Raw genomic sequence first — 23,656 nt, 5'->3', positions numbered from 1 at the left:
GCTGATGCGAATCGGGACTGCGACATGAATCGAAGAGATCGGCGGCTTGCCCACGCGACGTCACAGAGCACTCCTCAGCGCGCCGGCGTTCCCGATATCGCACGCGATTATCATCAGGCAGTCGAACACCTCAAAAACGGCCGCTTGGCTGAATCGGAAGTTGCGCATCGGCGGGTCCTCACCCGTCTGCCAACCCATGCTCCAAGTCTGCACCACATGGGCCTCATCGCGTATAAGCGGCAGGAAACGCATGATGCGGTCGAATACATCCGCCAGAGCGTCGCCCATCAGCCAAATTATCACGAGGCGTGGCTCAACCTCGCGATCATCCTGGGTGAAATGCGTCGATCCCACGAGGCGATCGCCGCCTGCCGCGAGTGTCTCGCGTTGCAGCCTCGGAACGCCGAGGTCCATACGGTGTTGGGCAATCTCCTCACGCTAGTTGAGAACGAACCTGAGGCGATAACGACATATATCAAGGCGCTCGAGCTGAAGCCCGATCAGCCCGCCGTGCTCGTCAAGCTCGGCAATCTGATGCTGAAGTCCGGTCAGCCGGAAGCGGCGGCGGCGCGCTGCAGGCAGGCCCTCCAACTCGATCCGGGCTTCGAGGAAGCACGCGTTCTTGACCGGCGAATATCGGCGATGACACGTCCCGTGGCGTCGGTTGCCGCCGAGATCGAAGCAGAATCGAAGAGCAGCGATGAGCTTGCGAAGCGACTCGACGAGCTGGCTTTGTTTCTGCGCCAGGACCGGCGATATGACGAAGCAATAGAACTTTGCCGCCGCGCCGTTGCGTCGAAGCCGGATAATGCCGACTATCACTTCAACCTTGCCCTTGCACTCGAGGCGCGCGGCCATTTAGAGGAAGCCCTTACGAGTTACCAGGCCGGCCTCGTGATCGATCCGGACCGCGCTGACGCATACACCGCCGTCGGCGGCGTGCTTCGCGCCTTGAAGATGGAAGCGGGAGCAGTCCAGGCGCTTGAACACGCGATCAAGCTCGACCCGACATCTGCGCAAGCACATTACAATCTGGCGATCACGCACAAAATGTGTGAGCGGTACGAGGAAGCGGATCTAGCCTTCCAAAAATGCCTCGAATGCGCGCCCGAAGCGTTCGTCAACCGGTTCGAATATTTGAACCTGCTCCATTTCCAATGTGATTGGTTCGGCGTCGACGAAGAGGGGCGTTATTGCCTCGAAAACTTCCGAACGAAGCCGATGCATATCGCGCCGTTCCCGCTGATTTCACTATGGTCCACGCGAGAAGACCAACTGAAAGTGGCCCGAAACTACATCAAGCCGATCGCTGCTCCGCCAGACCAGCGCTTTAAAACCTATCAGAACAGTCTCGGAGTTGGCCGGCGCATCCGGCTCGGCTTTCTCTCCTGCGATTTCTTCGAGCACGCAACGGCCATGCTGTTCGCCGAAGTTTTGGAAAAGCTGGACCACGCACGCTTTGAGATCTTCGGATACTGCTTCAGCCCGGAAGATGGCAGCGCAATGCGCCAGCGCCTGCTGAAGGCATTTGAGCACGTCAGAAAAATTGGCGAGATGACGAGCCGCGATGCCGCCGCCCAGATCAATGCGGATGGGATCGATATCCTCGTTGACCTCAAGGGATTTACAAAAGACGCGCGTCCGGAAATCTTCAGCTATCGCCCGGCGCCGATCCAGGTGAATTACTTGGGCTATCCTGGGACGATGGGGGCCGATTTCATCGATTACATTTTGGCCGATGCCGTCGTGGCGCCGATGGAGCACCAGCCGGACTATTCAGAGAAGATTGTCCACCTTCCAAATACCTATCAGCCGAACGACCGGCAGCGGGTGATATCGCAAGAGCCGGTGACGCGCGCCGATTGCGGCCTTCCCGAGGATGCGTTCGTATTCTGTTCGTTCAATAATAGCTACAAGCTCAATCCAACGATGTTCGACGTCTGGATGCACGTGCTCAAGCAGGTGCCGGGCTCGGTGCTTTGGCTGCTCGTTCCGAACCAGACCTGCGCCAACAACTTGAGGCGAGAGGCTGCTAGCCGCGGCGTCGATCCGGGGCGCCTGGTTTTTGCCAACCGCGCGTCGATCCCAAAGCATCTCGCGCGGCAGCGCCTTGCAGATCTCTTCTTGGATGCGCTTCCTTGTAATGCGCACACGACGACGAGCGACGCGCTCTGGGTCGGATTGCCTGTTCTGACGTGCCTCGGTGAAACGTTTTCCGGACGTGTCGCCGGTAGTCTCCTCTCTGCGATGGGCCTTCCCGAACTCATCACCACCGACCTCGATGCCTACACCGACCTCGCGATTGAACTCGCGCGCGACAAAGGCAAGCTCGACCGGATCCGGCGCAAGCTCGTATCGATGAGAGATACCGCGCCGTTATTCGATTCCACGCGCTACGCACGGAACCTCGAAGCATCCTTTGAGAAGATGGTAGACATCATGCGATCGGGCCAAGCCCCTCAGGCATTTGCGGTTGTCGAACCCACGACCGCTCCGCCGCCGGTGGAAGCTATGAAGCCGAAGCCACAAGGCCCTCGGACAATCTACGAATCCTGCCCGCTTTGCGAAGGCCGCGAGATCTCGCGCGCAAACGAAGCGCGAATAACGAACCATCCGGCTTACAACTCGATGCTTCCGCCGATGCAGAAATGGTGTCGTTGCGCATCCTGCGCGCACGTCTTCACCGAAGGCTACCTGACCCCGGAAGGTCGCGAGATCGTCTTTCCGGCGGCCAAGACCGAACAGAAGGTCGGAAAGGACGCCGAAAATCAACGCAAGGTGTCGGCGAAAATCGTGGCCCGCATCGCGCGCCATGTGCCGTCCGGCGATTGGCTCGACGTCGGCTTTGGCAACGCGTCGCTCCTTTTCACGGCCGCAGAATGGGGATTTTCCCCGGCCGGAATTGACGCAAGCGAAGAGAGCGTCGCGAAGCTCAAAAAGTTCGGATACGACGCGCACTGCGATCTGGAATCATTCGCCGCCGAAGACCGCTTCAGCGTCGTCAGCATGGTCGACGTCTTGGACCGGACGCCGTTTCCAGCAACGACGCTCGGCATTGTAAACAGGATGATGAAGCGCGGAGGCGCGCTTTTCATCTCATCGCTCAACATGGATTCGATCGTGTGGCGAGCGCTCGATGCCACGGGAACAAACCCCTATTGGGCGGAGATCGAGCGCTATCATCATTTCACGCGCGCCAGGCTCGTGCAGTTGCTCCAGTCACAAGGCTTCAAATTCGTCGAGTACGACATCGGCGAACGCCATCGCAGCTCCATGGATCTCATCGCTTTGAAAATCTGAGCACGCCCCGGCAACGGGTGCGAACAGAGGCGCGGTCTTGCACACGGAGTTACTGACAGAGCCCGCGCTGGGACTTCCGGACTTTCATATCGAGATGAAAATGATCCCGGTGCGCGTCGTTGGTGTCAGGCCCGAGTACGGTGCCGAAAATATCGCAGGCGTCGTCGTGAGCTTGATGAAGGAACGTTGACAACGCGAGTTTCGCTGCGGCGTCCTTCTCCGCTTCCTCCGATTTCGCTTTGTCATCGCCCTTTTTTGCTTCGCCCTGTTTCGCGAGGTCGTGCGCGCCGAGCTTGGACGCCGAAACAAGAATCTTTTCGCCCTTGATCTTCTCGTCGGCGGGCGCCTCGCTGGATTTGGCAGCGGCCCGCTTCAGGTCACCGGCGGTCGGGCCCCATCCTTTGGAAATGCGGATGATCCTCCCGTCAGCCAGCACGAACGCCGATACGTCGACCGCATCCATCAACGCATGCTCGCTGAGCGGCGCCCGCGCGAGGCCATAGCGATTTCGGCATGAGTAGGATTCAGCGATCACGCGCGCCACGGGCGAACCGAAGCTTTTTTGAGCCGCCGGTTGCAGCTTATCGGTGATCCAGCTGCTGAGGCCCGCGATCATCGGACAATTGAGCGTTGCAGGCGGCTCGATCTTCACTTTGCTCTCGCCGACACTCCTGAGTTCGCGAGGCGCCGGCGCGCCGCAAATGCCTTCGCGGGCCGGCGGAAGTTCTTCCGAAACAACCGTGACCTTTGCGAGAAGCTGCGCACATTCGGCTTTCGCAGCTGCGATCTCCGCCTCTGTCCAGGGCAACGCGGCCTGCTTCGAAGGCGGCAGCGGTTTAGCGGGGGCAGCCTGCGGATCTCCCGGCTTCAGCGGGAGCAACGGAGCAGGCGTATCCGCCGCCGGTAAGTCCGGGCCTTTACTGTCGGTTGTCTTCGCCGATGGCGGTTCGCCCGCGACCGGCGCCGAGGGAGCCTCTGCTTCGGCGGTGACGCCCCGTGAAACCGAAGGCGCTAAGGGGGTGACCTCTGATCGCGCATGCAACTCCTGCTCGGCGGGTAGACTCACTCGGCCCGCACGGATGATGTAGAAGCTGTTGGGCTCGAGCAGCGGAAGTAGCAAGAGGCCGAGGAAGACGATGCGGCTGAGGGTGATCGAATAGCGAATGGCAAGGCTATGTGCCTTGCTTGCGGCCTTGGATCGAAGCGCCATGGCACGGGCTAACAATTCCTGTTGCACGCTCAAGACGGGATCCTATCGGCTGTTACCCTTTACAATGCGCCCGCGCGCAATCTTCATTTCTATAACTAGAAATTTTGACCACAGATGGTCTCAGGAGCAAACAAAAGTAAAATGGCCCGCGGAAGGTTCCGCAAGCCACATATCCTATCAGAATTTCGTTCAGATTTCGTCAACGGGCGAGGATATTGAGTTTCCTGTAATCGCGTGGCGTCATGCCGATCATCGCCTTGAAGAGGCGGCCGAAGTGCGAAACGTCACCGAAGCCCCACGAGTACGCGATATCGCTGATCTGGCGATGCGCCTGCGCCGGATCTGCAAGTGCCGCCTGGCATTTCTCTATGCGCTTGCTGAACAACAGCCTTTGCAAGGATATTTGCTCCGCATCGAGCAACTGGTTAGCATATCGAACCGAAATGCCCGCAGCAGCCGCAAGCTCTTCGCAGGTTACATTGCTGTTCGTCAGATTTGAATCGACCACCGCTTTGAGACGCAGCAACGACGCAAGCCGCGCCGACGAGTGAGCAAACGCAACCCCTTCCATTTCCTTCACCGCTAAAGCGACGAGATCGAGGAATTGTCGCGCGATCTCCGCCTGCGATTGTGTGCTCATGAATGAAATCTGGTCGGGAAGAAGTCTCGCAAATGCAGAAGCCAGTGCACCGCCGCCTTGCTTGCCGTCGACACGCCGCGCCGTCCACCGGCTGAGCGGACCGAGACGCGCCTCGCACTCGCGCCGCTGGAATTCAATAACGAGGCAACGGGCGTACGGCGATTGAATGAACGTCGATGCCCGTCCAGCATCGTTGAGGCAGATGTCTCCAGCCCCGAGTTCCGCCTCGCGACCGTCCTGCCTAAGCTTCACCGTGCCGGCGAGGGGCATGATGATATGAACGAGTTCGCCAAAGATGTTGGCCTGACGTTCTGTGCGCCACGCGCGCATGCCATTGCAGCGGAAGACGATGAGCGACATCCCCGGCACCGAAAGATAGCGCAAATCTCCTTCGAAACCAGCCCGCTGATCGGGGCGGTTCTCGTAAGGTCCCAACACACGGCGGCTCGACTCGTACCAATATTGGAAACGATCCCGCGGGTGTACATCAGATGTGTGAATGGAATACTCGACCAGTCCGTCTGACGACGGATTCGGCCAATCCAACTGCGTGCGCAACATAGCCCTCATCCCGTAGCACTTTTGGATGATAGGTGGCAATGGCGACACGTCAATTGCAAATTCGCGCGGCCGCCGACATTCTATGGATGAATTGCCGGCGACCTTTGGATGGCGAACAAACTCAGCGTACTACGCGGATGCTGCGTCTTCTGCGTGCGCCGAGAGGATGGTTCTGAGAGTCGAAGCGAACTTAGTCGCTTCTGAAGCAGGAACCGACGCGAGAAGTTTCTTCTCGACCCGCGAGTAGAGACGGTCGGCGCCCGAAACGGCCTTTGCGCCGCGCTTGGAAAGACGGACGCAGTAGGCGCGGCCATCGAGCGGCGAACGCTTACGTTCCAATAGGCCCTTCCGGATGAGCCGGCTAACGATACCTGCAACCGTTGAGCGGTCAATGCCTGTGATCGCGACCAGATCGGTCTGGCTCAGGTTCTCTTGACGTGAAATCGCGGTGAGGATCGCAAGCTGACGGAGCGTGAGATCGTTGTCGGCACTTTCGGTCAAATAGAGTTGGGCAGCGCACTGATCGACGCGGCGCAGAAGATGGATAACGGAACGCTGGGGATTGGTAGACGGCGGTTGGCTCATTGAACTTTTTTTCCTTGGTTTTTGTATCGCGCAAGTTGGTCAGCACGCAAATACTCCGTGAAGAAAACAGGTTTCAGCAGCCGCAGTCTCTTCTCATCGGGGGATGAAAATCGGATGTGAGGGAGATAGCCTTCAAAGCGCGTCAAACCATCACGGCGCATTGGGCGCAGCTGTTCTCGAATAGAGACTAAGTCGTGCGCGTTGGAAGCCGGAAAGAGATCTCTTCTGCCGGTCGATCCGCACATAAGAGGCAAGTGCATTGAGGCCACAGGCACTTACATTCGTATTGTGATTGTAGCTTGCCGTGGTGCCGCGTTCGATCCTATCGGGCATCATCCGCCGCCAATCCGGCATGTGAGCACTATTTTTCGCGAGACAAAAATCCCGTAAAGCGAACAAGCGCGGAACGCGATCAAATCGTGATTGCAGGCGACTGCGTAGCGGGGGACGGAGGAGGGGGCCTTGGCAACCATCATTGCGGTACACGGCACGTTCGCGGCCCCGACAGCTGCCGGTCCCGACGGCGGACCTCCGCCCGACTTGCAATGGTGGGAAAAAGGCAGCGTCTTCGAAAACGATATGCGTGCTCTCATCGACGCGCGTGACGGCGAGCTGAACTTCTTGCCCTTTCCGTGGGCCGGTGACAACAGCGAAATGAAGCGGCGCGAAGCCGGCGAACGGCTGACCAAAACCATGCGCGAGCTCGAAGCCAAGAGCGAGCCCTATTGCATCGTTGGCCATAGCCACGGCGGCTCGATTCTTTCAGATGCTTTGCTCAACAATGCCGCACGCAAGAGGCCACTCGCGAACCTCAAGCGCTGGATTACCGTCGGCACGCCATTTCTCAAGCTGCGTCGAGAGCTTTGGCTTCTCACGCGGCTGAGTTTGATGCGCAAGGTCATCTTCGTCGCCTCGATGATGTTGCTCTTGATGTTCATCGTCTACGTTCTGGCGACCCAGCTCGGCGGCGACCAGACGATCTTTGGGAGAACTTTTCCGCGCGTATGGGTTGCAACCGGCGTTCTCGCTAGCCTACCCGCGCTCACCTTCTACTTGGCACTGCGCTGGCTCGATAGCCGGAGCTTGCTGAACTATCATTCGAGGATAACCCGGCGCGCGAAAAACAGCTTTGGGTCGCGCTGGCTGCCGTTATCTCATCCTGAAGATGAAGCCATTCAAGGCCTCGCGCTACTGCCTGACGCCCGGTTGAACTTTTTCGACAAATCTTTCGCCGTTTCGTCGATCACGCTGCTATCCGTCATCACGCTGCCGCTGATTTATTTTATCATTCTGCTGTCGCCGCCGGCCATGGTCGGTATAGCCGAATGGCTCAAGACCGAAATCTACGACGCCAATGCGTCTCCAGAAGCGGAAGCAGCATTGAGCGCGCTCCGCGAGCAGCTCATGGTCGCGCACAAAGGCGATGGCGAAGCCGTAACGACGGAAAGTGGGGCCGCTGTACAGACGCCGCTGGATCGACAGGCGGCGTGGCGGCAGTATCGCGAAAAGCGCGAGCAACTTGAAGCCCAATACCCGAACCTCGACGCCATCGAACGGGGCATGCGCTTCAAGAAGCGCTTCTTCGAATCCAGGGGACGTCCCTGCGACGGCGGCACGCTGTGTGGAGGCGGACGTGACGTTGCCACCAACAGCGGCCTCCTGCTTCATGTCGTGACCGACGAGCTATCATGGGCGCTCGGAGCAGCCGACCTCCAGGATCGGCGGAAGCGTTGGTTCTGGTCGCTGTTTGTTCCAGCGATCATCGTCCCCGCGATTTTGGGCGTGGTCGCGCTTCTTCTGATGGTCGTCATTCAAGCATTCGCGACGTTCATCAGCGCTGTCGCGAGCATGTTCTTGAACAGCATCACCAACGCCGAAGTGAAGCGCGCCGCTTACGGTAACGACACCGAAGGAGAAATTGCCATCGGTGCGTTGGATCGCCCGATGTGGCTCGAAAAATCCCTGCCGCGCCTTCCGTCCACGATCGCGGACCTCATAACGGATTACAGCAATGCCGCGGCAAGCCAGTCGATCGCCAAGTTTCGCCGCGCCATCGGGCAGATCAGGTTTGCGGTTCCCTCGCATACCGCGGACACGGCGATCAGCACATACTTCACCTGGAAGGAACTCGTGCATGCCTCGTATTTCGACGTTCCCGAATTTCGCAAGCTGATCGCTCAGAGCATCAGCCGTGCCGAAGGCTTCGCGCCAAGCGAACGCTTCAAGGCCGACCCCGATTTCGAGCGCACGGCCAAATGGCTCGGCGAGATCGAGAATGCGCCGGGCACCACTGACGAGCCCGCCGATCGCGAGCCAGGCCCCAAAGATGCAAAAGCCGTAGCAGCCGTTGTCGGCTCGACCGTGAAGGCATCGCCATAGACGTTGATTGACGGCCGGGCGACGTCAATCGCTCACCAGCGGACGGTCTTGCCCATATAGTTGAGATAGCTGAGTCCGCGTTTGCCTGACTGCGCCGCGATCACATCGACCACGCGCGGAATGCTCTCGCTGACGTCGAGAGTCGCGTGAGGTCCACCCATGTCGGTGCGCACCCAGCCCGGAGAAATGATCACCAGGGATCGGCCGCCCTTCCGGTGTTCGGCGGCATAGCTGCGCATGAATGTGTTGAGCGCGGCTTTACTACCGCGATAGACTTCCCAGCCGCCATCCTCGTTATCGCCTACGCTGCCGAGGCCGGATGACATGACGCCGATCGTGCCGGTCGGCGTCACGAGGTCGTCGAGCGCCGCGATGACCCGCATAGGGCCGAGTGCATTGGTGACCATCACGCGGATGAATTCGTCGGTCGAAATGCTCCCGACCGCTTCGCCCGGGCCGTTGGCGACGCCCGAATTGACGAACAGCAGATCGAATGTTTGGCCCGCGAGCCTTTCGCGAAGAGCCGCGATCTGATCCTGCTCGATGATGTCGACGGATTCGATCTGAAGCGCTGCGCCGTGCTTGTCCTTCAAATCGTGAAGTGCGGTCCGGCCGTTGCCCCGAACGGTGCCGACGACATCCCAGCCGCGCGACAGATATTCCTCGGCCATCGCAAGGCCAAGACCACGGGACGCGCCGACGATGAGGGCCTTTGGCTTGGCAACGGGCATCGGATGTTATTCCTACTTCGAATTCGGGCTTGATTCTGCTGGACGATATAGAAGTTAATGCGTCACCGTTCGGCAATCCGCCCCGGTGGCGGCGCCGCTGCGCCCGCTGAAGCATTCATAGCGCATTGCGCCGAATGGGAACTCCCACTATTCCGTGCCCCATTAGCGCGGACGTTCACTAACGCGGACATCTAAGCCTGACAATCTGCAAGCTTCCGATGCCCGCTGAAACCAGGACCCGGTTTGCAATACCAACCACATAGATTCTCCGTCGCGCCCATGATGGATTGGACGGCGCTGTAAAAAAACAAAAGCCCGGCAAGTGGTTATGCCGGGCTTCAGTCGTCGTGTAATACCGATGTGGTCACTTAAGAATTTGAGTGTCGATGGCTGACGGAGGAACGATAATTGTCTTGAGCCTCGTCGCCTCGACGCGAACGATAGTTTCAATCAACGCTTCGCGGTGCTGCCTCAGTGGTTCGATCTGCTCGCGCAATTCATCCATCACTGAGCGCGTAAGCTTCGCCAATGTCTCCGGATGGTGCGGAATGCGCTCCCGGTACTCCTGAATTTTTTCGTGTGCGTAGGCTTCCCATCTGGCGATCTGCTCGGCAAGGTCCGCGATGCTCTCGCGAACGAACGCCTCGGCCTTCGCGGGGTCGTTTAGGTCGGCGGCGTCCATAGTGTGCCTCTCTCTTTTAGCGTTTGCCGAGCGAAGGAAGGCCACCCGAGACGGCCCAAACGCTCCCCTTCTTCCGGCCTCGGGGCTTTTTGCGTGCGGCCTTCTCTGCCGGTGAGGCAACGCGGCACGTCATGCAAATGCGGTCGCCAATGGGCGCGCGTTTCCCGCAATTCGAGCAGCTGGGTCGTGGGCCGCGTCGTCGCCTCGCCATGTCTATAGCCTCCCTTGATGCTGATGGCACAGCGTTCTATAGGCCGCTTCCCACGCATAGCGAGTGGTGCGGTGCTTGCCTATTTCGGCTCCCCTTCCGTTGCGGACGATGGCCCATTCGCCCCAGTTGCCCGGTATCTTTTCCATTTTGCACGATGCATTCGGGTCGATTTCGAGGGCGAGCGCCTTGGGGCTTTTGGGTCGGTCGGTCATCGTCGCCCCTGAAGCTGGTCGTTTTCCTTCTGCGCCGCTGCTCGGCGCGCGTCAATCCATGCCGCCAAGTCCTGAAGATGCACGCCGCGCGCGGCCTTCTGGCTCGTCTCGATCCGCACAATCGGCAAATCGATCTCGCCGGCCGTTGCCTTCTGTGAAAGCTTCGCGGGCGTCAGGTGGCTGAAGTAGTCGGCACAAACCTTTTCCAATGGCACGACTGCCGCGCCGTTATACTGAGCCATCAAGAGGAATGCGGTGTTCATTGCGCTGTGCCTATCACGTCTTCAACGGTTTGATGTGGTAGCCTCAAGGCGCACGCGCGAAGCTGCGCACGGGCGAAGTCTCGGACCTCTGCTGGCACGCTCTTGTCGTCGGCAAGCGCCATGTACCAATCAACGATTTTGTCGCCGGTTTCGGTTCTCATGGGGCTTCGCTTCACCAGATGTCGTTCTGATAGATGCGCCTTTCGAGCGCGCGCATTTCGACGGGGGTAAGCGCGAACACTTCGCCTTCGAGGTATGCCGTCAACTCGTCGACCTCGCCGCCTTCTGCCGGGTAGCAGTCTTCTGGCGCGCCGTAGGTGCGGGCCGGGTAATACGGCGTCAGTGAGTAATTGACTTCGAGTTCAATCTGCTCGTCGCCGCGCTCGATGGTGCAGTTTGTAGTGTACATTACACCGCCTCCTGGGCTCTGCCTTCGGCCTTGGCGATTGCGGCGCGGAGTTTGTTAAGAACGGTCCAGCATGGGCTATCGCAACGCTCTCCGGCGAACAGGTCTGTGCAAATCGTATCGGCTTCCTTCAACGCCGCAAGCATGTCCGGCGCAGCGGCTTCGACCTGCCGCTTCTTGCGCTCGGCCTCCACATCCGCCGCGATCTTGGCGCGCTCTGCTTCCTTCTGGCGATTCCATACGGCTTCAGCCTCGGCAAGTCGTCCAGCGGCAAGCTCGGCGCGGACGTGATTGACAAAAGGTGCCCATTTTTTCGAGTGCGGGTCGAGCAGCTTGTGCGTTCCCGCGATGCGCTTGCTGCCCGGGTCGATCCAGTTCGAATGTATCTGGTCTTCGAGCACGCCTTTGTTGACCCACATATGAAAGCGGCGGTTGGCCTTCTCATCGCTCCACATCACATAGGCTTTGTCTCTCCAGTCAATCACGACTTCAAAGGCTGGGAAATTCTTCGACATTGGGGTTCTCCGGGGTGTCAGCAAGGGCGAAGTTCAGCGGTCGGGATGCGCGGCACCAATTTGAATGCGGCGGCGCGTCCTGCGTCGTGCTTGAGATTGAAAGACGCTCGGGCTTCGGAGATCTGCCGGGCTGCGAGCACGGCGCGAATGTGGGCCATTAACGGTGCCCACTTCTTCGCGCTCGGCTTTAGCCGCTTGTGGGTACGGCCACGGCTCTTGCCCTGCGTGTCGATCCAGTTCGAGCAAATCACGGTGTCAAGCTGCTGATTGCGGTCGACCCAGATGTGGTATCGACGGTTGGCGTTCACATCACGCCAAGAAATGATCGCCTTGCCCGCGCTGGCGGCTCTGACCTCGAAAGTCGGGAATTTCTTTTTCATGGGGTTGCTCTGCTTTAGCGTGCGGGGTGAGGCGGCGCTTATCGCGTCGCGAACACTGCGTTGATCTGCTTAATCGTGAGGCCGGTTTCGAACTTGATGCCCTGGCCGCCGTAGCCTTGGCGGATAAGGGTACGGACGAGCGCAATCTGCTCGGCGGTCATCGTGTTGAGGCGGCGAATGATCTCGTTGGCGGTCATGTCGGCTGTCCATCTGTTGCGATTTCCACAACACATAGCATCATGTCGCATCAGTCGTCAACGGGGTGGGCAAATAAAAAGCCCGGCAATGGTTCGCCGGGCTTAGTCACATCACGCTCCGCTGAATACTGGGCTCGCTGGAAAGCTTGCCTCGACGGCGCGATACCAATCGTCAGGGCCGCGGCCGTGCTCGCATGCGCTCAATTCCGCCGGCCCCATACCCTGCTCACGCGCGGCTTCAAGAAGGCTCTGGCAGCGTGCGACACGGATATCCCGATGGGCCTTACCAATTGATATGCGCATCGCCCGCTTATCGCTGATCCGGCCTTCGCCGCCGCATGTTGAGCAAACGATGTCTTCGAGCGAATGCGTAGCAATGTCGGAGCCACGGTTGATGAAGGCCACAAGCGAGCCAACGCCGTCGCAGGTCGGACATTTGTGAATGAGCTTATCGAGCATCACCCCTCCCCATTTGCATTTTTGAAGTCGTGCCACATGATGCGATGGCCGGTGAACGGAAGGCCGTAGCGTTCGCGAAACCAGTCGCGCATTGCGGCGAGGCTGGCGAAACCGTCGATCTTCGCAATGTGCTCTGCATCTCCTGCCGGTAGACGCCAGTGGCGAACCGCAAGGAAGTCATCCGCGATAGTGATCGGCTCGCAAATGGCGCACGTCGCGGTTCCTATCAGTTCGCACGCCTTCGTTCGCTGCCCGGTGTAGAGTTGCAATTCGTCGCCAGACTTGCAGCGCGCGGTCTGACGGATTGTCTGCGTCTTCACTCCGGCGCGAATGTCGAAAACGAATTGCGCCTGGAAGTTGATTGCGACCATGCTCACTGCTCCCTGATCTTGAATTTCTGCGCCGCAAGCAGGTGTTCGTAGGTTGCGCGAATGGTCTTCGACGTGGACGCGGCGAGATCTTGCGCGTCGAACTTGTGTTCCACGGGGCCAAGCTTTAGGCGCGTCGTGCCATCGAACGTGACGCACACAAAATATTCGTCGTCTTCGCGCACGACGGTCGTTTCGATGGTGGCGCTGTATTCAGTCATTGGGCTTCTTCCTCTCGAAAAGCCTAAGCAAAATGTCCGGATCTTTGATGCACATCGCCACGAACGGAACGACTGAGAAAATGAACAGGATGGCCAGCAGAACGGAGCAAACCGTCGTGGCGATTTCGATGATCATGCGCCTGCTTTCTGTAGTGGTTGAACGCCAACGGCAGAGCCCGCGTGCTGATCCACGGGCTCCACGGCTGGCGCTCAGGAATAGCGGTCGGCGTAGTCGTTGACGGGCTTGAGCACGTCTTCCAAATTTGTCGTGTAATCGCTCATTACGTCCCAGCCGCTATTGCCGAAAACGAAGCGGACCCAGCCTTCGCGCTCTTCTTCGCCGGGCATGAAAACCATCAGCCATGCGTCGTCGAGATTGAACATCGCGCGCATCAGGTTGTCTTCCGTGGCTTTCTTCGGCGTCTCCCAGTCGTCGCCGCTATGAACGCGAAGCTCGTAGCCTGCGGCCTTGAGTGCTCTGATAGTTTTCCGGCAAATCCTTCGCTCTAGGTCGACTCGTGTTCGAAGCGTTACGGGGTAGTCCGTCAGCGGCTTCAGTTCCGGATGCGGGTAGTATTGTTCGGTGTCGGTCATGGGTTTGGCTTTATGACTATGGGTTGATGGAATATGCCTGCGCCGCTCTCATGATTTCGAGCGCGATTTGCTCGCAGAAATCATATTCAGGCGTGTCCTCGACTTCGCCCCAAAGCTTCCCGCGTTCATCGCTCGGCGGCTGGACCGCTCCAGGCATGACTTGATAAAGCCTCTGCGCGAGCGCCTGCGTGTGTTCGTTGGCTCGCAATTTGCGTTCCGCGTTCATTTAGTTCGCTCCTTCCATGAGTTTTAGATTTTCCTGCGCGCCTCGGAGGGCTAGCCAGTGCTGCGCGCTGAACTTCGTGTCAGCGTCGAGGTCGCTTTCGTTGATGATCCATCGCAGATAGCTCGTCGGGACTTCCGGATCGTCGTACCGGCGGTCTCTGTGCTTCCCGAACGTGATCCGCGATTTCAGCGCGGGCTCGTCGCTCCATGCCGCCATTTGCGCGAAGCTCGGAGCAAGCTGCATGAGCTTCAGAAACACAGCGCCGGTCACGTAGCAGTCGGATAGCGCGCGGTGCGGGTCGAGCGTATCGCGTGCCATGCCGAACGGCGTGACATACCCGAAGTGATAGCGAAGGAACTGGTTGCTGTGGCTCGGCAGATCCGGAAGCACGCGAAGCGCAACTTTATATGTGCAGATCCAGCGCTGTGACCGCAGGTAAGGCTTTAGGAATGAGCGGTCGAAGTCCGCGTTATGAGCGACGAAAACAAGTTCTCCGTCGTCGTGCTCGGCAAGCGGAACCTCTTCGATTTTCGGTGCGCCTCGCAGATCCGCGTCGATGATGTGATGGACGGCCGACGCTTGCGCCGGCATCGGCTTCGAGATTGAGACGAACGTAGACAGCGGATTGACCGCGCGGAACAGGCCGTCGATTTTCTTGATGTCGATGGATGCGACTTCGCAAATCTCGTCGGTGTTCGGATCGGTGCCCGTTGTTTCGGTGTCGATGACGCGGACGGTCATTGCGCACCTGCCGAAACATTATTGAACGCGCGAATATAGAGTTCTGGCTTTTCGCGCCGCTGCGCTTCGTCATAACAAGCGTCTGCCTGCCAATGATAATCAGAGCGCGGGTTGTTGTTCGCGTAAGCGGACAGCCAAATGCGGTGCTCGGCCTCTTTGACGAATGCTGCGTCGTCAAGCGCCGCGATCTGGTTGGCGAAGTCCTGGCGCGGCTTGCCCGAATTGTCGGTGCCGGGGATGATAAGGGCCTGGGTCACGCCGCGATCTCCGAATTAAGTTCGCGGTCGATTGCCCGGCGCGCGTCGCGCTCGGTGCGGCCGGTGAAGCAAATCGAAACGTCGTCGTTGATGTCGATGCGGCCGGGGCCTGCGCCGTAATAGGCGCTGTCAGGATCTCCGATATGACGAACGATCTCGTCGCGATGCTTGGCGATGTACTCGTTCAGCGCTTCCCGCGTTTTGCGGGCCGTATAGCCGACGATGCGGCACTTGCTGCCGATGACAAGCTGGACTTCGTAGCGAGTGCGCCGAAGCTCCATCTGCTCGAGAGTGCGGGGTTGAACGTCCATTGATGCGGTCTCCGTTGCGATGCCCGCAACATTTCCACATCAGTACGCATTAAGTCAACACTTCTGTTGTGATATTCGCAACGATGATGTACTTGTGATGCCGAAGCACGAAAAGACCCGGCTTTCTTATGGCCGGGTTTAAGGCAGAACGGGACGGGGTGATGTGATCTCGATAGCATCAGCTAAAAATTCACACCACTACATCTTGTGTTTTATGGTTAAACGTCCCGCGTATCCACCACAACATGATGTGATCGGCATTGCGATCCACGGTCGAGCGCCGCTCGCTGCGCCAACCATTGGCGGCAATGCTGACGATCCGAGTTCGCCTCGGCGCAACCTTGGCCGGGCATAAATCATGGAAAAATACACGTTCGCAGACTACCAGTCGGGCAAGATGCCGCCGAAGGGCTGGGATTGCGCCGACGCGGTGGCTGATGGCTGGGGCAAGGCTGAGCTTGACGCCTACATGCGCGAGACGGCCATGCCGGTCGACGAGTGGCGCGCGTGGCGGGCTGAGCAATTCCCTGGCGACTTCGAGAAGCCTGCCGCAAGGCCGTTGCCTGCTGCTCCTGCCGGGAAGTCTTCGCAGGAGATCATCCAGCAACTAAAGCCGATGCAGCAGGAGAAGCCGCGTCAGGCAACGGTGACGGACATCCGCACGGGCAAGACGGTCGCGGCGGATGACAGTTGGAAAATGAAGCTCGTCCACAATAAGGACGACAAGCCCAAGCCCGGCGTCGCAAAAAACTGGGCGATGTACCTCCTGCACCATGAAGAAATGAGCGGCGTGCTCGGATACGACGAGTTCGCCGGTCGCATCGTTCTCGCCAACCGGCCGCCCTGGGACAAGGGAAGCGGCGCGTGGTCTAGGCGCGAGATTGTCGACGTTGATATTTCGCACATCGTCGAATGGCTCGAGACGGAAGAGCTAGCGCCGAAGTTCTCCACCGTTCCCCCGGTGATCGAGCGCGTTGCGCGTGAACAGTCGTTTCATCCCGTGCGGGACTATCTGCGGGCGCTTCCTGAGTGGGATGGCGTGGCGCGTTTAGATGGATGGCTCGAAACATATCTTGGGGTCGAGGCAACGCCGCTGACGCGGGCCTTCGCTCGCAAAATGCTCTGCGCCGCTGTGCGCCGCGTGTTTCAACCGGGCTGCAAGTTCGATCACGTCCTGGTGCTGGCCGGTCCGGAAAACCTGGGCAAGTCCCGGTTGCTCCGTGCGCTCTGTCCGGATCCACGTTGGTTCGGTGACCAGCTTCGAATTGGATCCGACGCGAAGACCGTTATCGAGCAATCTTCCGGCAAGTGGCTGATCGAGATGGCCGAGATGATCGGCGCGGGTCGCCGCGAGGTCGAGACGGTCAAGCACTTCGTGACAACGCAGTCGGATCGCGCGCGCAAGGCATACGCTCGGACGGAAACGGAAGTGCGGCGCGAGTTCATCCTGTTCGGGACATCGAACGAGAAGCGCTTCCTGACGTCGCTGACCGGCAATAGGCGCTTCTGGGTCGTCGACGCGGGCAAGGCCGATGTCGACGGGCTTGTGTCCGTCCGAGATCAGCTATGGAGCGAAGCCGTGGCGGCTGAGCCTGACGAGGCGCTGTATCTCGATGACGCGCTGTATGAGCAGAACAACGCGGCCAACACTGGCAAGACGGACTTCGGCGCGTGGGGCGATCTTCTCGACGGCGTGATACCGGACGGATCAATCAAGCTCTCGGTCCGTGAAGCGTGGAAGCTCGTGGGCCTCGACAATGCCAGCCTGCACAAGATCACGGACCTTCAGCGGCGTTCGTTGCAGAAGTCACTCGCCGGGCTCGGCTTCGATCCGGACGTGCGGAACCTGAGACGGAACGGTCAGCAGACGAAGGCTTACGTTCGCGGCGACATCAATCATGCCAAGTGGTGGCCGCATGAGCCGGGCGATGACATACCGCCGCCAGAGACGCTAACGACAGATTGGTGAGAGTGGCCCGCTTCGGCGGGCTTTTTCTTGGGCGCTGATTTCAATCCGCTGCTACCTGCTACTAGCTCCGCTACTAACAAAAAAGAGACGGTAGCACCCCCAAGCTGCTGATTTTACTGCTCTATTCCCCTCTCTGCTACTAGCTACTAACTAATACAGTATAAATATAGGTGAGAGGGTTGGGGAGCATATACATCATATGAATGGGGTATATAGGTAGAAATAAAGTTTTGAAAAACTTAGTTGGTAGCAGGGAATTGAAGCCGAATAGCTCAATGGAAACAGAGGGTTACGCTGCTACCATCTCGAAGTAGCGAGACGGTATCAGATAGAAGCGGCTCAAATCGAGGTCACTGCCGGTCCATGATGTGATGCGCTGCGCTGTGATGCGCCATGCGTTCATGTCGGCAACCATTCGCCGCGTAAACATCGCGGCATGTCAGACCTGACCGCAAAACAAGCGCTGTTCGTCCGCGAATATTTGATCGACCTGAACGCAACGCAGGCTGCGATCCGTGCTGGCTATTCGAAGAAGACCGCGACCGTGCAAGGCGCGCGTTTGTTAACGAATGCTAATGTGAAGGCTGCTGTTGCAGAAGCATCAGAGAAGCGCGCGGATAAGCTCGACCTGAATGCTGAGCGCGTGCTGCAAGCAATCGCAGAAGTTGCGTTCGGTGACATCCGCAAGATGTTCGATGACAACGGCGCACTGAAGCGGCCGGCCGATTGGGATGATGAGACTGCCGCCGCAGTGGCCGGTATGGACATCATCACAATCTCGAAGGGTGAGGGCGAAGTCGAGCACGTCGCGAAGATCAAGCGCGCGGATCGGCTGAAGGCTCTCGATATGCTGGCGCGTCACCACTCCCTATACAACGATAAATTGGAAGTGACGGGCCTTGACGCTCTCGCGGAGCGATTGGCGCGGGCTGCGAAGCGCGGTGGCAAATCATGACGTGGGAAGCTCTGAACGCGGCGGCGATGATCCTCGGCTATGTGGCGATGCTCGGGCTGATCGTCCTGGTCGCCATGGTCGCGTATCTGCTCGTCGACGAGGCTCGCCGCTCATATCGGCAGTGTCGTCGCATTGAACGGGTGGCGCTCGGCAAAGGCAAGCGGGTGCCTTGGCGGGTTTTCTTGCTCTCTTGGTGCAAGGAATACTTCACGAGCTACACAAGCCTGCGCTACCGGGGCTACGTGCTTCCGCACGATCCACGAAAGCCGGTGCGGCGTGGCTGGTAAGCGCAAGGTCGGCATCGGGCACAATCAAGATCCGAACGACGCGATCATTGAGCTAGCTGCTGACTGCCGGTTTGATCCTGAGCGATGGAGCCGCGTCGCATGGGATTGGGGCGAAGGCGCGCTATCGTCCTACGATGGCCCGCGTGCATGGCAGGCCGATATTTTCACTGTCATACGCGATCACCTAAGCGATCCGTCTAAACGCTATGAGCCTTTGCAGATCTCAGTCGCGTCTGGCCACGGCATCGGCAAGTCCGCGTGCATGGGGATGCTCTCGAACTGGGCAATGTCCTGCTGGGATGATGCGCGCGTTCTGACGACGGCCAACACCGAAAACCAGTTGGTGACGAAGACAAGCCCGGAGATCGGCAAGTGGTTCAAGCTCGCGATTACGGCCGGCTGGTTTGACGTCCAGATCAAATCCATCAAGTCGCGCGATCCGCTGCATAGCGATAGCTGGCGACAGGATTTCATCCCCTGGTCAGAGCACAACACGGAAGCGTTCGCGGGCCTGCACAACAAGGGCAAGATCATTTTGCTCGAGTTCGACGAGGCGTCGCGCATCCACGACAACGTGTGGCAAGTCGCTGAAGGCGCGATGACGGACGAAGACACCGTGATCATTTGGATTGTCTTCGGCAACCCGACGCGAAACAGCGGCCGTTTCCGCGAGTGCTTCAGGCGCTTTCGGCATCGCTGGGTCAATCGGCAGATCGATAGCCGCACAGTGCCAGGTACTAACAAGCAATTCCTGCAACGCCTCGTCGACGACCATGGCGAGGACAGCGATCTCGTCAAGGTCCGCGTTCGCGGCCAATTTCCGAGCCAGTCAGCCATGCAATACATATCAGCCGATGACGTCGACAAGGCGCGCAAGGTCCATCTGCGACGCGAACAATACAGCTTCGCGCCCGTCATTATCGGCGTCGATCCGGCTTGGACGGGCGACGACAATCTCGAAATTATGCTGCGGCAAGGGCTCTATTCGAAGTCTCTCGCCACGCTGCCGCGCAACGATAACGATGTGGAAGTGGCGAACCTGATCGCGCGTCTCGAAGATGAGCACGAGGCGGACGCGGTATTTGTCGACGCGGGATATGGCACGGGCATCGTTAGCGCCGGTTCAGTCATGGGCCGGTCGTGGCGGCTGATTTGGTTCTCGGGCAAGGCGACAGATCCCGGCTTTCTGAACAAGCGGGCTGAGATAATCGGCGGCGTCAAGCGATGGATCAAGGCCGGTGGCGCAATCGATCCGGCCGACGAAGGGCTCTATCAGGATATTATCGGGCCGGAAACGGTGCCGCGCCTGGACGGCAAGATCCAGATCGAAAGCAAGGAAGACATGAAGGAACGCGGCTTGCCGTCGCCTAACAAGCTCGACGCGCTGGCTCTGACGTTCTCTGAACCCGTCGCGAAGCGTGACCGCATGCAAGAGCAAAGGACTGCGGCCGGTCAGAGATATAACGCCGTGACGACCGATTACGACCCGCTTGAGTGAAGGCGACAACCGTTCGCGTGGTGTTGTGCTCTTAATCCGGAGTGCAGCTATGAGCGAATTGGAACGCCTCACGATCCTTAAGAACATCGCCACGAACGGGCGCACGTTCTGCGTGCTTCTGTGCGCGATCTGTCTCGCGGTCTATCTGGACAAACGCGACGGCTCTTATGTCTGGCTCGCGATCATTGCCGCATGGCCTATCGCCGTCTCGTACGTGCTCGAACTGGCTAGCCTGTTCGAATTGACAAACCCGCGTGTCTCGCTCGCGACGTCGCTGGGATCGGGCCTCTGCTCTGTGCTCGTCGTGCTCTTCAATCTCTTAGCCGTTTAAACGAAAGGTGCCGCTATGTGCATTCTTCCACAAGGTCCGTCCACGCCGAAGCTCCAAGAGCCGACGCAATACGCTCAACAGCGCACGCCTGACGGTGATGCTGCCCGTTCGTCGTCGTCCAGGCGGACGATGGACCGTATGCGCGCGGGAACGTCGACAGTTCTGACATCGGGCTCTGGTGTCTCGGCGCTAGGCGAGACCGGCAAGAAAACTCTCCTGGGGCAGTGATGGAACTGGCGATCGTTATTGCGGGCGCTGTCGTCGTTTACCGGGCGTGCCTCACTGCCGTTTTTTATCCGGTTCCGTTTTGGGATTTCCGAAGGTGGCATTGACCATGAACGCGCCGAGCAACGAGACGCAAATCGCCTATCACCGCAGGCGTTGCGAAGAACTGAAGCAGATCCGCCAGCCGTGGGAAAGCGACTGGCAGGAGCTTGCGAGCAATGTCGATCCAACGCGGTATCGCGCGCAATTGCGTGCTGAACGCGCGGCATCGCGGAAGAAGATTATCGACGGGACGGGAACGCTCGCCTATCGCACGCTCAAATCAGGCATGCATTCGGGCCTGACATCGCCGGCGCGGCCTTGGTTCAAGCTCGGGGCTGAAGATCCGGACTTGCGAGACTTCGCGCCGGTCAAGCAATACCTTTCGCTTACCGAGGAACGCTTGCGCAAGGTGTTCTCGGCATCGAACATTTACACGTCGTTCCATACCGGATACGGCGATCTCGGCCTGTTTGGTCAGTCGTGCGGCATACTCGTCGAGGATGACGAGAAAGTCGTCCGGATCATCCAGCTTTTGCATGGCACGTTCTGGCTTTCGCGCAACGACGCTGGCCGCGCGACCACGCTCTATCGCTGCTTTCGCTGGTCGGTGCAGCGGATCGTTGCGCGCTTCGGCTTGGACAATGTCAGCAGCAGCGTGCGCTCGAAGTTCGATGCGGGCCGATACGATGAGACTTTCGTTATTTGGCACGCAATCGAGCCGCGCCTAAAGCGCAATTCTGACAGCCCCGCTAAGTGGGATATGCCGTACCTCTCGAACTATTGGGAGGAAGGCAGCGACGCCAACAGGCTTCTCGAAGAAAGCGGCTTCGAGGAAAACCCGATTATCGCGCCCCCGTGGGAACTGTCGGGCGACGATCATTATGCCACGTCGCCAGGGCAAGACGCCATCGGTGACGTGAAGATGCTTCAGAAGGAACAGACGCGGAAACTCGAAGGCATCGACAAGCAAGTCCGGCCGCCGATGACGGGGCCGACGAGCATGAGAAACAACCCGGCTTCGCTTCTGCCGGGTTCGATTACCTACGTCGATGACCCGAACCGCATGGGGTATCGCGAGGCGATGCAGGTGCGGCTTCAACTTGGCGAGCTTCGCGAAGACATTCACGACGTGCAGCAGCGTATCGAACGCACGTTCTATGCTGACCTGTTCCTGATGCTGGCGAACATGGAAGGCATTCAGCCGCGCAATCAATTCGAGATCGCGGAGCGCAAAGAAGAAAAGCTTCTGGCGCTCGGTCCGGTGCTCGAAAACATTTACAACGGCCAGCTCGAGCCGGTGATTGAGCGAACCTATGCGATCATGAACAGGCGCGAATTGTTGCCGCCTCCGCCTCCTGATCTGCAAAAGAAAAACCTCGGCATCGAATACACGTCGATGCTGGCGCAAGCTCAGAAGGCCGTCGCGACAGGGGCGATTGAACGCGGCGTGGCGTTCGTCGGTCAGCTATCGGCCGTGAAACCTGACGTCCTCGACAAGATCGACGCGGACGAAGCGGTCGACGTCTACTTCGATTATATCGGCGTGCCGCCGTCTATCGTCGTGCCTGACGATGATGTCGCGAAGGTCCGCGAGGCGCGCGCACAGCAGCAGAAAGCAGCCGAGCAGGCGGCAATGGCGTCGCAAGTCGCGCCTGCCGCAAAGCAGGGCGCTGAGGCTGCGGCCGTTCTCGCTGACGCTCAGAATAACCCTGGTGGCGGCGCGTTGCTTCAACGGTTGGGGATTGGCTGATGCGCGATGATTTAACCGAACAACTGTCTCCCGCTCAGATTATCGAACGCGATGAGATGTCGAGGGCCTTTAACGAGGTCTTCGCGCTCAGTTCCGGCAAACGCGTTTTGTTCTGGATGCTCGAACAGTGCGCGATCTACCGCGACGCATACACGGGTGAAAGCGCTTCGACGAACTACGCGCTCGGGCAGCAATCGGCCGGCAGAATGCTGATCGCAAAGCTCGATGAAATTGATCCGCAGCTTTACCCGACGCTGCTGATCGCGATGAAAGACATTCGGGACGCAGACAAGGCAGCGGCGCAATCGCTTGCTGAGAAAATGGAGCCAGAGGACGATGACGAAGCTTTCTAACAGCGTGTTTTTCCGTGCATTCGCGGCTGAGAATGAGGGCGGCGCTGGCGGCGGCACGCCTCCGGTCGATCCTGGCACTGTCCTGTTTCCGAATGAGAAGCCTGCCGATCCGGCGGTGCCCGCTGATCCCGCGAAGCCAGTCGACGACAAGCCTGCTGACCCTCCTGCCGGTGATAAAGCGGCGACGGATTGGAAGGAATACACGGCAGATCCGGCCAAGAGCGACGCGGAAAACGCTGCGGCGAAGGCCGAACACGACAAGACGAAACCGTCAGAAGACAAGGACAAGAAAAGCGCCGACCCGCTCGATGAGGTTCCGGAAGACGGCAAATATAACCTGACGATGCCGGACGGTGTCGAGGTCGACAAGGCATTGCTCGACAAGCTTAGCCCGCGTCTCAAAGCAAAAGGCTACACGCATCGCGAAGCTCAAGACCTAACGAACGACTACATCGAGGCGCGGCGCGCAGAGATCGAACAAGAGACGAAGCAGTGGGGCGAAACGGTCCAAGGCTGGGCCGATACCGCGAAGGCAGACAAGGAAATCGGCGGCGACAAGTGGGACGCGACAGTCTCCGCAGCAACGCGCGCCGTCAACAAGCTCGGAACGCCCGCGCTCAAAGAATATTTGAACGCAAGTGGAGGCGGCAACCATCCGGAGCTTATCCGTTTCATGTCGAAGGCCGGGGCGATGATCCGCGAGGATGTCCCGCCGAGTGGTGGTGCGGGTGGGTCGGGCAATCCGGTCGACGTAGCACATTCGCTTTTTCCTACTGACGCACCGAAAGGCAAATAGA

General features: G+C 59.0%; 31 protein-coding genes. 11 read left to right on the top strand and 20 right to left on the bottom strand.

Annotation, left to right across the window (positions count from 1 at the left end; genetic code table 11):
* Positions 1-24 precede the first annotated feature (24 nt).
* Positions 25-3,300 (top strand): tetratricopeptide repeat protein, encoded by a 3,276-nt coding sequence (locus AACL53_RS09620; protein WP_339084283.1) that lies wholly within the window; start codon positions 25-27, stop codon positions 3,298-3,300.
* Positions 3,301-3,349: 49 nt separating this feature from the next.
* Here the strand turns inward: AACL53_RS09620 and AACL53_RS09615 are convergent, their stop codons facing one another.
* The 3 genes from AACL53_RS09615 to AACL53_RS09605 all read right to left on the bottom strand — a co-directional run bounded on the left by AACL53_RS09615 (position 3,350) and on the right by AACL53_RS09605 (position 6,296).
* Positions 3,350-4,510, bottom strand: coding sequence for an extensin family protein (locus tag AACL53_RS09615; RefSeq protein WP_339084282.1), 1,161 nt, complete (start codon positions 4,508-4,510; stop codon positions 3,350-3,352).
* Between the two features lie 199 nt (positions 4,511-4,709).
* Positions 4,710-5,711, bottom strand: coding sequence for a helix-turn-helix domain-containing protein (locus AACL53_RS09610; RefSeq protein ID WP_339084281.1), 1,002 nt, complete (start codon positions 5,709-5,711; stop codon positions 4,710-4,712).
* Positions 5,712-5,840: 129 nt separating this feature from the next.
* Positions 5,841-6,296 (bottom strand): MarR family winged helix-turn-helix transcriptional regulator, encoded by a 456-nt coding sequence (locus tag AACL53_RS09605; RefSeq protein ID WP_339084280.1) that lies wholly within the window; start codon positions 6,294-6,296, stop codon positions 5,841-5,843.
* Positions 6,297-6,758: 462 nt separating this feature from the next.
* Between AACL53_RS09605 and AACL53_RS09600 the strand changes: the two genes are divergently transcribed.
* Positions 6,759-8,675 (top strand): hypothetical protein, encoded by a 1,917-nt coding sequence (locus tag AACL53_RS09600; protein ID WP_339084279.1) that lies wholly within the window; start codon positions 6,759-6,761, stop codon positions 8,673-8,675.
* 32 nt (positions 8,676-8,707) lie between these two features.
* Here AACL53_RS09600 and AACL53_RS09595 read toward each other — a convergent pair whose 3' ends face one another.
* From AACL53_RS09595 to AACL53_RS09515, 17 genes are all read right to left on the bottom strand, one after another.
* The gene (locus tag AACL53_RS09595; RefSeq protein ID WP_339084278.1) at positions 8,708-9,406 is read right to left on the bottom strand and encodes an SDR family NAD(P)-dependent oxidoreductase; all 699 of its coding nucleotides are present in this window, start codon (positions 9,404-9,406) and stop codon (positions 8,708-8,710) included.
* A gap of 364 nt (positions 9,407-9,770) precedes the next feature.
* Positions 9,771-10,088: a hypothetical protein gene (locus AACL53_RS09590; RefSeq protein WP_339084277.1), complete on the bottom strand. Its 318-nt coding sequence runs from the start codon at positions 10,086-10,088 to the stop codon at positions 9,771-9,773.
* A gap of 419 nt (positions 10,089-10,507) precedes the next feature.
* Positions 10,508-10,774: a pyocin activator PrtN family protein gene (locus AACL53_RS09585; RefSeq protein WP_339084276.1), complete on the bottom strand. Its 267-nt coding sequence runs from the start codon at positions 10,772-10,774 to the stop codon at positions 10,508-10,510.
* Positions 10,771-10,935, bottom strand: a complete 165-nt coding sequence (locus AACL53_RS09580; RefSeq protein WP_339084275.1) for a hypothetical protein — start codon at positions 10,933-10,935, stop codon at positions 10,771-10,773. The genes AACL53_RS09585 and AACL53_RS09580 overlap by 4 nt, the downstream gene beginning before the upstream one ends.
* An 11-nt stretch (positions 10,936-10,946) precedes the next feature.
* Positions 10,947-11,183 carry a hypothetical protein gene (locus AACL53_RS09575; RefSeq protein ID WP_339084274.1) on the bottom strand — a complete coding sequence of 79 codons (237 nt, stop codon included), beginning with the start codon at positions 11,181-11,183 and terminating at the stop codon, positions 10,947-10,949.
* On the bottom strand, positions 11,183-11,695 hold the full coding sequence (locus tag AACL53_RS09570) for a hypothetical protein (RefSeq protein ID WP_339084273.1): 513 nt from the start codon (positions 11,693-11,695) through the stop codon (positions 11,183-11,185). The genes AACL53_RS09575 and AACL53_RS09570 overlap by 1 nt, the downstream gene beginning before the upstream one ends.
* 17 nt (positions 11,696-11,712) lie before the next feature.
* Entirely contained in the window at positions 11,713-12,075 is a 363-nt protein-coding gene (locus AACL53_RS09565) for a hypothetical protein (RefSeq protein WP_339084272.1), read from the bottom strand.
* A 38-nt stretch (positions 12,076-12,113) separates the two neighbouring features.
* Positions 12,114-12,272, bottom strand: a complete 159-nt coding sequence (locus AACL53_RS09560) for a hypothetical protein (protein ID WP_339084270.1) — start codon at positions 12,270-12,272, stop codon at positions 12,114-12,116.
* 111 nt (positions 12,273-12,383) lie between these two features.
* On the bottom strand, positions 12,384-12,731 hold the full coding sequence (locus tag AACL53_RS09555; RefSeq protein WP_339084269.1) for a hypothetical protein: 348 nt from the start codon (positions 12,729-12,731) through the stop codon (positions 12,384-12,386).
* Positions 12,731-13,102 carry a hypothetical protein gene (locus AACL53_RS09550; protein ID WP_339084268.1) on the bottom strand — a complete coding sequence of 124 codons (372 nt, stop codon included), beginning with the start codon at positions 13,100-13,102 and terminating at the stop codon, positions 12,731-12,733. The genes AACL53_RS09555 and AACL53_RS09550 overlap by 1 nt, the downstream gene beginning before the upstream one ends.
* A gap of 2 nt (positions 13,103-13,104) precedes the next feature.
* Positions 13,105-13,320: a hypothetical protein gene (locus tag AACL53_RS09545; protein ID WP_339084267.1), complete on the bottom strand. Its 216-nt coding sequence runs from the start codon at positions 13,318-13,320 to the stop codon at positions 13,105-13,107.
* Complete coding sequence (locus AACL53_RS09540) at positions 13,313-13,456, bottom strand: hypothetical protein (RefSeq protein ID WP_339084266.1); 144 nt, start codon at positions 13,454-13,456, stop codon at positions 13,313-13,315. The genes AACL53_RS09545 and AACL53_RS09540 overlap by 8 nt, the downstream gene beginning before the upstream one ends.
* A 74-nt stretch (positions 13,457-13,530) precedes the next feature.
* The gene (locus tag AACL53_RS09535; RefSeq protein WP_339084265.1) at positions 13,531-13,914 is read right to left on the bottom strand and encodes a hypothetical protein; all 384 of its coding nucleotides are present in this window, start codon (positions 13,912-13,914) and stop codon (positions 13,531-13,533) included.
* A gap of 16 nt (positions 13,915-13,930) precedes the next feature.
* Positions 13,931-14,140, bottom strand: a complete 210-nt coding sequence (locus tag AACL53_RS09530) for a hypothetical protein (protein WP_339084264.1) — start codon at positions 14,138-14,140, stop codon at positions 13,931-13,933.
* Positions 14,141-14,881: an exonuclease domain-containing protein gene (locus AACL53_RS09525; RefSeq protein ID WP_339084263.1), complete on the bottom strand. Its 741-nt coding sequence runs from the start codon at positions 14,879-14,881 to the stop codon at positions 14,141-14,143. It abuts the gene before it with no gap.
* On the bottom strand, positions 14,878-15,138 hold the full coding sequence (locus AACL53_RS09520; protein ID WP_339084262.1) for a hypothetical protein: 261 nt from the start codon (positions 15,136-15,138) through the stop codon (positions 14,878-14,880). The genes AACL53_RS09525 and AACL53_RS09520 overlap by 4 nt, the downstream gene beginning before the upstream one ends.
* Positions 15,135-15,449: a hypothetical protein gene (locus AACL53_RS09515; protein ID WP_339084261.1), complete on the bottom strand. Its 315-nt coding sequence runs from the start codon at positions 15,447-15,449 to the stop codon at positions 15,135-15,137. The genes AACL53_RS09520 and AACL53_RS09515 overlap by 4 nt, the downstream gene beginning before the upstream one ends.
* A gap of 358 nt (positions 15,450-15,807) precedes the next feature.
* Here AACL53_RS09515 and AACL53_RS09510 point away from each other — a divergent pair, with 358 nt between their 5' ends.
* The 9 genes from AACL53_RS09510 to AACL53_RS09470 all read left to right on the top strand — a co-directional run bounded on the left by AACL53_RS09510 (position 15,808) and on the right by AACL53_RS09470 (position 23,655).
* Entirely contained in the window at positions 15,808-17,418 is a 1,611-nt protein-coding gene (locus tag AACL53_RS09510) for a virulence-associated E family protein (protein ID WP_339084260.1), read from the top strand.
* Positions 17,419-17,854: 436 nt separating this feature from the next.
* Entirely contained in the window at positions 17,855-18,373 is a 519-nt protein-coding gene (locus tag AACL53_RS09505; RefSeq protein ID WP_339084259.1) for a terminase small subunit, read from the top strand.
* Positions 18,370-18,660 carry a hypothetical protein gene (locus tag AACL53_RS09500; RefSeq protein WP_339084258.1) on the top strand — a complete coding sequence of 97 codons (291 nt, stop codon included), beginning with the start codon at positions 18,370-18,372 and terminating at the stop codon, positions 18,658-18,660. The genes AACL53_RS09505 and AACL53_RS09500 overlap by 4 nt, the downstream gene beginning before the upstream one ends.
* Positions 18,650-20,158: a terminase gene (locus tag AACL53_RS09495; RefSeq protein ID WP_339084257.1), complete on the top strand. Its 1,509-nt coding sequence runs from the start codon at positions 18,650-18,652 to the stop codon at positions 20,156-20,158. The genes AACL53_RS09500 and AACL53_RS09495 overlap by 11 nt, the downstream gene beginning before the upstream one ends.
* 49 nt (positions 20,159-20,207) lie before the next feature.
* Positions 20,208-20,489 (top strand): hypothetical protein, encoded by a 282-nt coding sequence (locus AACL53_RS09490; RefSeq protein ID WP_339084256.1) that lies wholly within the window; start codon positions 20,208-20,210, stop codon positions 20,487-20,489.
* A gap of 15 nt (positions 20,490-20,504) precedes the next feature.
* Positions 20,505-20,717 carry a hypothetical protein gene (locus tag AACL53_RS09485; RefSeq protein WP_339084255.1) on the top strand — a complete coding sequence of 71 codons (213 nt, stop codon included), beginning with the start codon at positions 20,505-20,507 and terminating at the stop codon, positions 20,715-20,717.
* A gap of 106 nt (positions 20,718-20,823) precedes the next feature.
* Positions 20,824-22,506 (top strand): portal protein, encoded by a 1,683-nt coding sequence (locus AACL53_RS09480; protein WP_339086923.1) that lies wholly within the window; start codon positions 20,824-20,826, stop codon positions 22,504-22,506.
* A complete protein-coding gene (locus AACL53_RS09475; RefSeq protein ID WP_339084254.1) occupies positions 22,506-22,859 on the top strand; it encodes a hypothetical protein in 354 nt (117 codons plus the stop codon). The genes AACL53_RS09480 and AACL53_RS09475 overlap by 1 nt, the downstream gene beginning before the upstream one ends.
* Positions 22,843-23,655, top strand: a complete 813-nt coding sequence (locus AACL53_RS09470) for a hypothetical protein (protein ID WP_339084253.1) — start codon at positions 22,843-22,845, stop codon at positions 23,653-23,655. Before AACL53_RS09475 ends, AACL53_RS09470 begins: the two co-directional genes overlap by 17 nt.
* Position 23,656 lies beyond the last annotated feature (1 nt).

This window comes from Hyphomicrobium sp. ghe19 (assembly GCF_902712875.1).
Taxonomy (GTDB): Bacteria; Pseudomonadota; Alphaproteobacteria; order Rhizobiales; family Hyphomicrobiaceae; genus Hyphomicrobium_B.
This window is presented reverse-complemented; position numbering and strand designations above follow the sequence as displayed.